General features: G+C 39.8%; 6 protein-coding genes and 2 pseudogenes. 2 read left to right on the top strand and 6 right to left on the bottom strand.

All coding sequences use genetic code 11. From position 1 onward, the window contains the following. Positions 1-156: 156 nt before the first annotated feature. The gene (locus L656_RS0120825) at positions 157-420 is read right to left on the bottom strand and encodes a DUF4212 domain-containing protein (RefSeq protein ID WP_007377498.1); all 264 of its coding nucleotides are present in this window, start codon (positions 418-420) and stop codon (positions 157-159) included. A 412-nt stretch (positions 421-832) separates the two neighbouring features. On the opposite strand from L656_RS0120825, the pseudogene L656_RS01000000122505 reads away from it, so the two are divergent. After that, a pseudogene (locus L656_RS01000000122505) lies at positions 833-4,250 on the top strand (PAS domain-containing hybrid sensor histidine kinase/response regulator). Positions 4,251-4,367: 117 nt separating this feature from the next. On the opposite strand, the pseudogene L656_RS01000000122500 reads toward L656_RS01000000122505, so the two are convergent. The 4 genes and pseudogenes from L656_RS01000000122500 to L656_RS0120800 all read right to left on the bottom strand — a co-directional run bounded on the left by L656_RS01000000122500 (position 4,368) and on the right by L656_RS0120800 (position 10,211). Next, positions 4,368-6,970: pseudogene (locus tag L656_RS01000000122500) on the bottom strand (DUF2339 domain-containing protein). A 126-nt stretch (positions 6,971-7,096) separates the two neighbouring features. Beyond that, positions 7,097-8,458: a hypothetical protein gene (locus tag L656_RS0120810; protein WP_024600652.1), complete on the bottom strand. Its 1,362-nt coding sequence runs from the start codon at positions 8,456-8,458 to the stop codon at positions 7,097-7,099. 164 nt (positions 8,459-8,622) lie between these two features. Beyond that, a complete protein-coding gene (locus L656_RS0120805) occupies positions 8,623-9,528 on the bottom strand; it encodes a GGDEF domain-containing protein (protein ID WP_024600651.1) in 906 nt (301 codons plus the stop codon). A gap of 98 nt (positions 9,529-9,626) precedes the next feature. Then, the gene (locus L656_RS0120800) at positions 9,627-10,211 is read right to left on the bottom strand and encodes a YqaA family protein (protein WP_024600650.1); all 585 of its coding nucleotides are present in this window, start codon (positions 10,209-10,211) and stop codon (positions 9,627-9,629) included. Positions 10,212-10,672: 461 nt separating this feature from the next. Here L656_RS0120800 and L656_RS0120795 point away from each other — a divergent pair, with 461 nt between their 5' ends. Then, positions 10,673-11,923, top strand: a complete 1,251-nt coding sequence (locus L656_RS0120795; protein ID WP_024600649.1) for a TMEM143 family protein — start codon at positions 10,673-10,675, stop codon at positions 11,921-11,923. 87 nt (positions 11,924-12,010) lie between these two features. Here the strand turns inward: L656_RS0120795 and L656_RS0120790 are convergent. Beyond that, a partial coding sequence (locus L656_RS0120790) for an efflux RND transporter permease subunit (RefSeq protein ID WP_024600648.1) occupies positions 12,011-13,830 on the bottom strand: 1,820 nt, incomplete at its 5' end.

Below are 13,830 nucleotides of genomic sequence, written 5' to 3'. Positions count from 1 at the left end.
GTTGCCATACCATTAGCAAGAGGAGGTACGCCGCCGCCTGCTACATAAAACTCTTTAGTTGAACCCGCTCGGGCCCAAATTGCTATGCCGATATAAAGCGCAAAGCTTAAACCAACAATTAAAAACGTGAGTGTTTGAACATCCATTGCTTAGCTCCTATTCGTCTACGCCATATTTTTTATCTAACGTATTCATTTTGAAAACGTACACAAAAATCAAAGCAACAAAGGTATAAATCGCGCCTTGCTGGGCGAACCAGAAGCCAAGTTTAAACCCAAAAAAACGTACTTCATTAAGTACATCAACCAGTAATATGCCAAAGCCGAAAGACACGATAAACCACACTGCTAATAGTTTAAATAACAGTGAAATGTTTTCTGCCCAATAAGCTTTTGCTTGTTCTTCATCTTTAAAAGCCATTTTTGTTTTCCCCTTTAAGCACCGCAATATCGCGATGAGTGGTTTTTTATCTTCGCTTACCAATTTAGCAACGCTGGTTAAATATTGAATTGAGACCATAGTCGTAACAGCTTGTTAACGTTTACGTAAACTGCAGATTGAATTTTATTTAAAAAACCAAAAACCTTTTAATTACATAAAGTTAATCATTTATGGATATTTAAAATACAGGAGATGTTACAAATTAGTTAATACTGCGACATTAGTCTAATACAATTACAAATTTAAATTTAACCAATTAAATTCAACAACTTAAAAAATAAATACCATTTAGAAATAAAAATCTGCACGCACACTCGCTAGGAGTTCTGGTATTGTGTTAATTCCTCATAGGGTTGAGGAACTATTTAAAATAATAAGGTTTAATAACAACATGACTGCCGTACTAATTATTGTTGCTTTAAGTTATATAGGTGTGCTGTTTTGGCTTGCCAACTGGGGCGATAAAACAACACCTTTGGCAAAGCGTATTAGCCACCATCCTTTTGTATATTCACTGTCATTAGGCATTTATTGTACGTCGTGGACTTATTACGGCTCGGTAGGTACAGCGGCCACCAGCAGTTGGAGTTATTTACCCATTTTACTTGGCCCTGCCTTGTTGTTTTTTTTCGGCCAAGGGTTTTTACGTAAACTGGTATTAGTAAGCAAAAAGCAAAATATAACCACTATTGCCGATTTTATTTCAGCTCGTTACGGCAAACGCCAAACTACGGCGATTATGGTTACTGTAATCGCGTTACTAGCGACTATTCCCTACATTGCACTGCAATTAAAAGCGCTCAGTACCAGCTTTTTACTGCTGCAAAGTAGTACTAAAATATCCGGTGATATGCTCGCGCTTTCTGCCACATTAATTATGGCTTTGTTTGCCATATTTTTTGGTACACGCAAGGTTGATGTAACTGAATATCGTTCTGGGTTAATGCTTGCTGTTGCATTTGAATCAATGATTAAACTGATTGCCCTTATTGCTGTTGCTGGACTTGCAGTATTTACACTATTTAACTTGCCCGAAACCGCTGCAAATAAGGTAACCGAATCGATTTGGGATCACTGGACTAACTTTAACTTTTTTAGTTTTAACTTTATTGGTCAGTCTTTAATGGCTGCGGCGGCTATTATATGTTTACCACGTCAGTTTCATGTAACCGTGGTCGACAATCAAAATAAACGTCACTTACTTACCGCTCGCTGGGCTTTTCCGCTGTATTTACTATTAACCGCCGCAATGATTTTACCTATTGCCACAGCGGCTATTCATCCTGAAATTGGCAGTGGCTATTCACCCGACAGCTTTGTACTTGCCCTACCTTTAATTAACGACAATGCCTTTTTAACCACCTTTGTATTTATAGGCGGTTTATCTGCCGCTACTGCAATGATAGTGGTAGCCACGCTAACGTTGAGCACGATGATTTCAAACGATGTGGTATTACCGTTAATGCTACGTCGTAAATTTAAACGCAACTTAATTACCACCAGTTATAAGTCTCGTATTTTACTAGTAAGGCGCTTTGCTATTGCAGGCATATTAATTTTGGCTTATTTCTATCAACAATGGTTTGGCCACAGCAGTGCACTGGCAAGTATGGGCTTGGTGGCTTTTTCACTTGTTACACAATTACTGCCCTCTATTGTGGGTGGTTTATATTGGCGAAAAGGTCATGCTTATGGGGTTTATGCAGGTTTAGTGGCTGGNAATGCTGCCAATACTCGATGCCGGCACAACCCTTGATAGCGAGCTACAACAAACACTTATCACGCGTGGAACCTTAATAGCTTTGTTTGCAAATATTGGTTGTTATATTAGTTTTTCACTAGGGGCTGAGGAGCGCTTAATTGATAAAATTCAGGCAGCTGCTTTTGTTAATCCTAAAGATCAGGCTATTTTATCAAGGCGCTTAAATAAAGACGTAAAAGCCACTGTTTACGACTTTAAAATACTCCTACAAACCTTTTTAGGTATTCAGCGCAGCCAACAAGTATTGGCCCATTACGCACTCGCCCATCACTTAAGCGATAATAACGCACACCCAGAGCCTGAATTTATAGCCTACTGCGAACGCGCTTTAACAGGCGTGCTGGGCGCATCGTCGGCTCAAGCATTAATACACACGGTATCGTCGGGTAAGCGCATGGCGTTTGAAGAAGTTGTAAACTTTTTTGACGAAACCACACAAGCGCTGCAATTTAATCAAAATCTGTTATTTACCTCACTCGAAAATTTAAGCCACGGTATTTCGGTTGTCGATAAAGATTTAAAGCTAGTAGCTTGGAATAAGCGCTACAGCGAAATGTTCGGCTACCCTGAAGGGTTTTTAGAAGTAGGCCAACCCATAGAAGATATTATTAGATACAACGCTAACCGTGGTGAATGTGGCCCTGGCGAAATAGAGCGCCAAGTAGAAAAACGTGTGCAGCATTTAAAATACGGCAGCTCGCATCACTTTATTCGCCACCGTCGTAATGGCCAAGTATACGAAATGATTGGTAATCCGCTGCCCGATGGCGGATTTGTTACCAGCTTTTCGGATATTACCAATCACATAAGTACGCAAAATGCGCTTGAAGAAGTAAACATGGATCTTGAAAACCGCATAGAAGCGCGAACTCAAGAAGTGCAAACCATTAATAGAGACTTACAAGCTCAAATAGATAGCCGTGTACAAACCGAGCAAGCACTTACTTTAGCCAAACGAGAAGCAGAGCAAGCCAACGACAGTAAAACGCGCTTTTTAGCACTGGCGAGCCACGATATTTTACAGCCGTTAAACGCAGCACGTTTATACCTTGCTGCCATTGACGAAAAGCAACTCGACAGCACTAACCAAAACAGCTTTGAAAAATTAGGCGACAGTCTCGATTCAACCGTGCATCTAATGTCGGCACTACTTGAAATAGCCAAGCTAGAACAAGGCGCTATGACCCCAACCCCTCGCCACTTTTATATCGAAGATATTTTAGCGCCACTGCAAAGTGAATACGCTATTTTATCAAGTGATAAAGGGCTTAAACTTAGTGTGCGTTCACACCAACAAATTGTGCACAGCGATATAACCTATTTGCGCCGAATTATTCAAAACTTGGTCTCTAATGCAGTTAAATACACCGATAACGGCCGTGTATTAATTGCCTGTAGAAACCGTAAACACAATTTACGAATAGAAGTATGGGATACAGGCCCAGGTATTAGCGAAGTTGAGCAAGCTAAAATATTTAATGACTTTTACCGTGTTGAGTCGGGCGATAACAAAGGCGTAGGCTTAGGCTTAGGTGTTGTAAAACGTATGGCTGACTTATTAAGTTTGCCGCTTGATGTGCATTCTGAGCCTAATAAAGGTAGCCGTTTTAGCATTGAAGTACCTTATGGCGATGAGCAGTTTGTGCAACAAAAAAGTACGACAAACAGCCTAATAGAAAACCGTGCAGCCATTAATATTGTTGCCGTGGATGACGACCCTGAAAACCTAGCAGCAATGGCAAGCTTACTTAAAAAGTGGCAAGCTAATTACACCTTGTTTGATAACGTAGATAATGTACTGGCGCATGCTAAGCAAAACCGCGCACCCGATGTTATTTTAATGGACTATCAATTAGGTAGTGATTGCGATGGCATAACGCTAATTAAAACCCTGCGCGAAATTTGGCAAAGCCAGGTACCCGCTATTTTAATTACCGCAGTGCGCGACACCGAGCTTAAGCAAGAAACTAAAGCTGCTAATATTCATTATTTAAGTAAGCCAATTAAACCGGGCAAACTAAAAGCATTGCTTAATCACAGTACATAATAAGCTAGTAAAAAGTGATCTAGTTAAAAGTATTCTAGTTAAAAGCTATCAAGTAATAGCGTAAAACAAAAAGCCCAGTATCTTCACTGGGCTTTGCTTTATAAAGTGCTCATAAAGTTAAACTGGATTTACTCGGCTTCTAAGCTTTTGGAACAACCAACTTAGCCCCACCAACGAAAGCCCTAAACCAATAAACGAAAGCGCTTTAAGCAACCCCTCCAAATTAGCCATATCAATTAAAAACACTTTAACAATAACTGCAGCTAGTAAGCCTAAGCCTACTTTTTGTATTAATAACTGGTTTTTTAAATGACCAAAAATAACAGTACTCGCACCCATTACTAACCAAATGACAGAGTAGCTATAAAGTTCGGCGTTACTTGCGCCTTTTGATAAGTAAATGTAAGGACCTTGCCAGTATTGGCGAATAAAGCTGTTTATTGCCAATAATATAAAGCCACCCGCAACGGCCAATATAAATGGCGTAGCTTTAGCATTTATTNTAGCCACAATAGTAATAACCAGTTAAATATTGGCAGCTCACCTATGTAAAGTGATTCAAATAATGGGTTGTCGTCAAGCAGTATTTTAATAGCAAAAAGCCCTGCTAACCCCGCAAGTGTAAAGCCCGCCACTTGGTATAACTTAGCTAAAGTACCGGCAAGTTTTGCTCTGTGTAAGTACACACACCCTAATGCCAGCCAGTTACAGGTAAGGAGTATTTGTTCGTAAAAGTTAAGTGAATCAAATTGCGGATAATGCCCTACTAGCTGATAACTTGTTTCGGTGGTAATAAAAAGCGCTAAACAATGAAGCGCCGCACCTTCCAGCCATATTTTAAGTTTTGATGAGTCAAAGCACTTAGCTGCGGCAAAAAATAACACGATACATAACGGATAAACCACAATACTCCAATGCAAACCAAATACTGTTAGCGCATCGTAGCTTGGCGTCCAAGGTGAAAGCGTAAGGCGCAGTAATAACGCAGCAACCAAGGCTTTTATAGGCCAATGCGGCATAGGCACGCTATAGCGTTTAATAAGTACGCTTATAAGTAATACTTGTACAGCAAGTGCAATAGTTAAACCGCTGTCACTTAGTAGCATGGTAATTGCTAACGTAATATTGGCATTAGCGCCTACCCAATAAGTAAAACGCTGAAATAGCGTTGTATTATGCTGCGCGAGCTTTATTAAAATAGCCGCCACTACAAACAATACAACGGCCCAGAGTGGATATGCAGTACTTAACGCAGAATTAGGAATAAGTGCATATAAGGTCCCTATCATTACAAATACGCTAAATGCTCCCGTAACATGAAATGCTAAACGCTTAATCTGTTGTTTACCGTAATAAAGTCCAAAAGCGGTAAGTAACAATCCGAGTAATAAGCCCAAACCATACTCATTTTTGAATATAAAGAGTGCGTCATCAAATAGGTTTGGCGAAAGATGCGTGCGTTCAGCGCCTATCACTAATAGCGTTGAAATAACTAACGCTACGCCCTGCCAAATATCCCAGCGGCTATTTTTAAGTACTAAAAATAGCATCAGTACAATACATAACACGCCGATTGTTTGCCACGGCATATCAAAGTGACTTATTAGCATGGTAAATATTAAGGGCGCTATAAAGGCAAGTAATAATGCATGATCAGGAAGCACTTTAATTAAGCGTTTTAAACTGTGCGGGCGGTGCTCAATAACACTCAATTTTAAGCCCAATCGCGGTATAGCAATTAACCCTACAATGCTAAGTAAAGCAAACGTCCCCATCAACCAAACGGTATTAATTTTAAGTAGCGTAAAACCAACTAAATACCAGCCAATGTGCCCTGCCCATAATAAATACCACAACCAAGCTCGCTGTACTTTATGTGCAACTAACGCAGCCGACAAACTTACAAAGCCAACATACATAAATAATGTAAACAAGTTACCACTGCCAGTGCTAACCCATATTGGTACACTATAAGCACCAATAATACCTAATACAGCCAATAATGGGCCTAACCTAAGCGCCATTGCACTTGCACTAATCGCAATAACTGCCAGTGCAAAAAATGCCACGGTAGGGCTAAGCATATAGTAGCTACTGTAAGCTAAAAGCGTTAAAGCAAAGCAGGTAATAAACCCGCCGCTTGCAAGCGCTGCGGGTATGTAATTATTAAAGCCTTCAAATACAATGCGTTTATGATGTAAATAAGCCGCGGCTGCAATTAAGCTAAGCCCAAATAAGCCGCCTAAACTCAACCTCATTACAGGCGATAGTAATCCAGCTTCTAGGCTGTATTTAGCTAAAAATATGCCCCCAAAAGCAAGCGCTATTGCGCCTATCCAGGTCATCCAGTTCTCTTCAAACCCTGCGCGTAGTTTATTAAAGAGTAATTCTATGGCTGATGCTTTAGCTGGTTTGGCTTTTTTAGGAGGTGCTGATGGCTGATTTATTACAGGTGGTGACACGCTTTGGGGCGTTAAGTTTGACCGTGCTTTATAAGCGATTGGCTCAGACCTTGAAAGCGCTGCCTGAGCAGTAGATGCTTCGCTTTGAGGTTCACTTTGCGATATCGGTTTATGTGTTTGTAAGTGTGTTACTTTGGCCCTCAAAACAGCAACTTCTTGTTTTAATCCATTTAACTGCACTAGCGCTATTAAGCCGCAAATAGCACCGGCAACTACAACCAGTATTACTATAACGGCTAACCCAACTAAATCATCCATGGCACACTCTTATTAATTATTATGCCCTGAGTGTACCTAATTATTAATAAGTAGGTAAATTTTGTTCGATAAAAAAACCTAAGCACTTAAAGTACTTAGGCTTTACGCTACTTAATATATTTAGGGTTATTCAACACTATCGGTGATAGTGCGCTCTAGGGTCATTTTATAACCTGAGCTTGTTGTTTCATCATGCTCTAAAATCAATATGTAATTACCCTCTTGTGTAAAGTCCATATCGCTTTGTTGAATAAGCACAATTTGCTGACCGTTGTCTTCATATACAGCATAAACAGTGTAAATTTCGTTATCTACAACTTGCTCTTCTTGATCGTATCTATCTAAACCATCAACTACGTTACTGGTATCGTCTACCGTTTCGCCGTTAAGTGTAAAGTACACATCAACATCTGAAACCGATTGTCCTGCGTAGCTTTCAATTAGGTTTACAACCGATACCGTATGGCTGTAACTACTTGGCGTTAGGTTTTCTTCAACGCTCATCATACGTAGACCGTTATCAACGTCGTTATAAAAAATACCCACCGCACTTTGCTCACGCTCTAGCGTCATTAAAAAGTTATCGGCAAGCTTTGTGCCTTCTTCGTCGTACATCGCTACGCTGTAACTATTAGGCGAAAGTTCAACATAGTCTGTATACGAATCACTAGCGACTGTATTTGTTGTATTTACAGTTGTGCCACGTGTAGCCGAAAAGCTAACTGGCGAGTAGTCATCAATCGTATTTATAAAACGTAATTGCCCCAACGCAGATTGGTGCTTAAGCTCAGTAACGTAATTATTATCGGTTACTACATCAAGCGTAATACCGCCTTCTTCTGTTGCATAACTTGGGCGGATCATTGCTACATAGCTTGCTTCGTCGTATAAATAAACAGATGACGACTCGTACACAACATCACTGCTGCCCGCTTGAGTTATATAAATAGTGTAATAACCTTCATCAATGCTTTGCAGGTCTAACTCACTTAAATATTGAGCCGATGAAAAAAGTGTCGCGCTTTCAAATACGCCATCATCAGTTGCTAAGTAAATATCGTAGTTAGTGTCTTCCCCTGCAATATTATAAAACCCTAAGTTAAACTCACCCGTATCGCTTGTGATAGGTACGCTAAGCTCTGTAAATGTAGGTTCATCGAAGTTGCCGCTCATTACTACTAACTGTGTTTTGTCACCTTTAATAGAAATTTCTTGGTCGCTAATTGTTATATAGCTGTCGTTAGCATCTAGGTATTCAAAACTTACATCATAAGTACCTGTGCTGTAGTTATGGCGAGTAGTTACATCGGCAAAATCAGCGCCTGAACGCTCTGTTTCTTCAACAAACAAACGCGTGTATGGGCTATTGTAAGAGCCGTTATACAATTGGATGTAACCTGTAGAGCTTGAGCTATCATCAGAGCCGCAGCCCGACAAAATAGTAATTAGACTTAAGGGTAATGCAGCTTTTAAAAGGGAGTTGGTCATTAAGGTTATTCCTTATTATTAATATCCCCATTATGACCCAAACATTCTATTTTAATTTCATGATTTACAAAGCATTACCCTCACTGACATTTCCTTACGAAAACGTTAAAAAGTGTAGTAAATGTGCAAACAATAAGGACGTGTTTTTATATAATTAAAAACGCTTACGGGGCAACTTCAAAACGATCTCGACCATTCTTTTTAGCTAAATATAAAGCTTGGTCAGCGCGTTTCATTACTTTATCTAAAGGCTCATTAGGCGTTTGCATTGCAACACCTATGCTTACTGTTAAGTGGCGAGAATTTTGAACACTTATGGTGTGCGCAATGGTAATTAATTGTTTTGAAAAATCACACGCTTGCATCATATTATTTGTAGGCAAGTAGCCGCCAAACTCTTCACCGCCGAGGCGAGCAAATTTGTTTTTATACGTAAAAGCATTGTCGTATTTAGTTGCTAGTTTTTTAAGCACTACATCACCTACATCATGACCAAATTCATCATTAATTGCTTTAAAGTGGTCTATATCGATAATTAAAATAACGAAAGGTGAGAGCTGAGCATCTTTAGCGTGCTGATAAAAATAACGTCTGTTATGCACCTTAGTTAAATCGTCAATGATTAGCTCACGCGCTAATCGGTTATTGATACTTTGTACAAAGCGCATCGTTTTAAATAAACCATAGGAAGTTAAAAGCATGCCGCTGGTCCTGCATAAGTCTTCAAAATAAATACTTACCCAGTAAGGCTGCACAACTAACTCATCTAGTACATCAGCAGTAGCTCCAATACTCCAAAGTAATAAACCTAAACTAGAAAAAATATATGCCTGCTTAGATAGTTCAGAGCATTGGACCATCCAAAATAAAAATACAAGTACAATTAAATTAATAAAATCGGTGGTAAAACCGTAAACATTATTTTGAACTTGCAAGGGAGGGAAGTTAGTTAGGGAGTAGGCTGAAAAAATAGCAATATAGATCAATAAAGCTAAACTTAAAACTTTATTGATCAAAGGCATTTTATAAAAATTAGAAAGTTTAACGGTAAGTTTTACAGTTTCAATCATATTAATTGCTAGGTTTTTCAGTACTTCATTTAAAAACTATAGCACAATAATAAAAACCCTCGCGAAGATAAAACCCACAATAACCCCCAAATTTATACTTAAACTACGGTACTAAGTCCCCACAATCCCAACACTAAAATAGTAATGCCAATCATAGCCTTAGTTTTATGTTTGCTAATGATTCGCTCTGCTTCATTACCTGCATAATAAACAATAATGGCCAAGCCAAAGTAACGAATAGAACGCGCGATACCCGAAGCCAATAAAAATAGCCAAATAGAGTACTTAGTCGCGCCTGCTGCAAGCATCGCTATTTGAAACGGAATTGGCACAATGCCAAGCGTTATAACAAACCAAAAACCTTGGTCTTGCATTTGCTGCTTAACGTTTTCAAATTGCTCAGGGCTCGAAAACGTATTAATAATCCAATCACCAACCGCATCAAATAAATAATAACCCAACGCATAACCAAACAATGCACCCACTATGCAACCTAAAGTCGCCATTAACGCGATAAGCCATAGCTTCTCTCTACGAGCTTGCATTAGCGGTACTAATACAGCCTCAAGTGGAATAGGAACTATGGTTGACTCTAAAAACGACGCCACTGTAATACCGCTAAGCATATGCTTAGAATCAATAAAATTACGTGTTTTTTCTTTTAGCTTTTTTTGAATGGCCATAGTAAATCCTTTTCACTTATAAATAAGAACAAGAGTATTCAATGAGCTAATAATTACATATTTAGGTTAATACACGCTGAAAACAGTGTACTAAATTTATCAGGTCCTAGGGCGTATTGATCTTTGTGGATTGAAATTTGTTCAATCTAGGGGCGATTTAATCGCGGCGCGAGGTTTGTAACCTAGTGGGCTAAGTAAAAATCGAGCAACAAAGAGTCAATCGTCCCTAGAAAGAACCCATAGGGCAGCGCATGTTTGGCCTTTATGCTGCGTTATCGCCTATTTATGGGGAATAACCACACTACATAGGCTCTGCCTTGCCTAAAAACCAAACACACTGCTGCAAATTCAATCACCAAAGGTCAACACGCCCTATTGCATTAACAAATTAGTAATATCTATAATAATATTTTATTATGTGCCCATGTAGTTAGATTCCCTATCACAGTAGTTATTAATTTATGCAAAGTGCGCGTTTTATTCCCTTTAGAAAGCAAGATATTGTTGATATGTGTAGCCAAGAGCTCAATAACAACACACAACAAACATCGTTTAAACAATTTTGCGATTTACTAGCAAGCCTTATTCATTACGATTACCACGCAACACTTGAATCACTTAAAAACAACTTCGCCCCTTTTGATCCCAACAGTGACACGCGATCGTTAGCGCCAGTATCGGCTGATCAAAAAGCGCAGTGCCAACGTGAGTTTGCTAAAGATTTTGCCAAGGTGCTTAATGCCGCTAATTTTGAAGTGATCACCAATGAAGACTTACAAGATGCATTAAATGAAGAGTCGCTATTTAAGGTGCGCCTTGAAGTTGAATTTGACGACTTTGAAGAAGTCGTATTTTATCGCCGTGGCGAGTCGCAACTCACTGAAACGATTACCAGCTTTTGGGGCCTTCGTAAAAAGCCGCTGCACTTTACTAATTACGACCGTGTTGCTGTGTTTATTCGCTTTAAAGATAGCGCTTATTTTAAAGCTAAAAATAAAACGCCAATGGGATTTGAGCCAAGTTCAACCATAGTAAAGCTGTTTCAAAATGTACCAAAGGCCGATCTCGAAATGCTATTTCCTAATAGTGAAGTACGCATGCGCCCTATCGATAAAGCAATTATTGGCTCATCGGCTTTAGTTGGCGGTGCAGTGGTACTTATTACCAAACTTGGTGCATCAATTGTATTATTGCTTGCTCTGTTTGCTTTTTGGGGTGGCTTTAGAAGTGAAGCTGTAGAAATGACCCAACAACATTTTATTACCTTTGCTATTGGCATGGGAGTATTTGGCAGCTTTATTTTTAAAGAATGGAGTAAGTTTAAAAACCGTAAAATTAAATTTATGAAAGCGCTTAGCGATAATCTCTACTTTAAAAACCTCGATAACAACGCGGGTGTTTTTCACACGCTTATTGATGCTGCCGAAGAAGAAGACATAAAGGAAGCCCTGCTTGCTTATACTTTTTTATTAAAATCAGAAAGTGGCTTAACCGCACAAACGCTTGATGAACAAATAGAGCATTGGTTTAAAAGCAAATATCAGTGCGATCTTGATTTTGAAATTAGCGATGCACTTGAAAAGCTCGTTCGCATGCGTTTAGTAACGTGTAGTAACGAAATAGAAGGTAATGAAGTGTATAGCGCGCTAAGTTTAGACCATGCAAAAGCTATTTTAGATGAACGTTGGGATAATCTGTTTCAATATAATTAATGTAGTATTTTTGCTAATTAATTACCCAAATAAAAAAGCAGCTGTAAGTACAGCTGCTTTTTTGATTACATTATTAATAGCTAATACTTAAGCTAATTCAGCTTCTGCTTTTTTAGTAAATTTAGAATGCACTAATTTATAAAGTGCAGGCAATATTAATAGCGTAAGTAGAGTTGATGAAATAATACCGCCAACTACAACCGTAGCCAGTGGTCTTTGTAGCTCAGCGCCTGTACCAGTATTTAGCGCCATAGGAATAAACCCTAAGCTTGCCACTAAAGCGGTCATTAATACTGGACGCAAGCGCGAAAGTGCACCGGTTTGTATCGCATCAATTAAACTAAGTCCATCGGCTCTTAATTGTTTAATAAACGACAGCATAACCACACCGTTTAATACGGCAACACCACTTAGCGCGATAAAGCCAACGCCTGCCGATATTGATAACGGCATATCGCGTAGCAATAACGCAAGCACACCACCGGTAAGTGCAAGTGGTACGCCGCTAAATATAATCAGTGAATCACGAAGCGAATTAAACGCACTATAAAGTAGCCCAAATATAAGCAGTAAAGTGACCGGCACCACCAACGACAACCGTTTACTTGCCGATTCTAATTGCTCAAACGTGCCGCCATATTCAATCCAATAACCACTTGGTAAATTAAGATCTGAATTTAAAGCCGCCTGCGCATCACTTACAAAGCTTGCTAAATCGCGCCCCTCTACATTTGCAGTTACCACTACGTTACGTTTGCCGCTTTCACGGTTTATTTGATTAGGCCCTTTTTCAATGCTGATTGTCGCCACTTCGCCAAGCGGTACAAATGCAAGGTCTGGGTTAGCACTTTTTGGCACTGCCACCGGCAAACGCGCAAGCTGTGTTATATCCCTAGACCAGCGTTCATCCAAACGCACTAATAACGAAAAGCGTTTATCGCCCTCAAAAATAAGCCCTGTTTGCACACCGCCTACCGCAGCGCTCACACTTTGCTGTATATCGGTTACGGTTAAACCTAGTAGCGCCATATGGTCGCGAAGCGGCGTTACAGAAAGCGTTGGCAAACCTTCCATTTGTTCAAGGCGTACATCGGTTGCACCGGTTATGTTTTGCACCAAGGCTGTGGCTTTTTCGCCGTACTGTTTTAATGTTGATAAGTCATCGCCATAAATACGCACTGCAACATCGGCGCGCACACCGGCTATTAACTCGTTAAAGCGCATTTCTATCGGCTGCGTAAATTCATAGTTATTACCTGGCACTTCATTTACTAAATGGCGAATTTGCTTAACGAGTTCTTCTTTAGATAAAGTAGGATTTGGCCATTGATCGCGCGGTTTTAACATTAAAAAAGTGTCGGCAACGTTAGGTGGCATCGGATCGTTTGCTACATCGGGCGTACCAATTTTTGAAAATACTTTTTCAACTTCAGGTATGGCTAAAATGGCTTGCTCTAGCTCTTTTTGCATTTTTACCGATTGCTCAATACCGGTACCGGTAATACGCAGTGCATGCATGGCTATATCGCCTTCATCTAGCTGCGGTAAAAACTCAGCGCCCATATTTTTAACTTTAAAGCCAAGTGCAATCACTAAAATACCCGCAATACATACCATCACCCACGGTAACTTAAGCGATAGACCAAGTAGCGGTTTATAGCCTTTTTTAATACCACGCATAACTGCATTTTCGCTTTCACTCACCTTGCCACGTACGAATACCGCAATAGCGGCAGGTACAAAGGTAACGGCAAAAATAAGTGCGCCAACTAGTGCGGCTACAACGGTAAATGCCATTGGCTGAAACATTTTGCCCTCAACCCCGCTCAGTGCAAATAACGGTAAATACACCAGCATAATAATTAAAATGCCAAATACTGCAGGGCTGAACACTTCTTTAGTGGCGG

Origin of the sequence: Pseudoalteromonas sp. TAE56, from assembly GCF_000497955.1 — a bacterium.
GTDB lineage: Bacteria > Pseudomonadota > Gammaproteobacteria > Enterobacterales > Alteromonadaceae > Pseudoalteromonas.
The sequence above is the reverse complement of the archived record's forward strand: the minus strand, read 5'-3'. Positions and strand labels throughout refer to the sequence as shown.

What these genes read in the sequence shown, in the direction of transcription:
- L656_RS0120805 (WP_024600651.1), bottom strand. Translation starts at nt 9,528, where the DNA reads ATGATTGAAACTGTAAAACTTACCGTTAAACTTTCTAATTTTTATAAA.
- L656_RS0120825 (WP_007377498.1), bottom strand. Translation starts at nt 420, where the DNA reads ATGGCTTTTAAAGATGAAGAACAAGCAAAAGCTTATTGGGCAGAAAAC.
- L656_RS0120795 (WP_024600649.1), top strand. Translation starts at nt 10,673, where the DNA reads ATGCAAAGTGCGCGTTTTATTCCCTTTAGAAAGCAAGATATTGTTGAT.
- L656_RS0120800 (WP_024600650.1), bottom strand. Translation starts at nt 10,211, where the DNA reads ATGGCCATTCAAAAAAAGCTAAAAGAAAAAACACGTAATTTTATTGAT.
- L656_RS0120810 (WP_024600652.1), bottom strand. Translation starts at nt 8,458, where the DNA reads ATGACCAACTCCCTTTTAAAAGCTGCATTACCCTTAAGTCTAATTACT.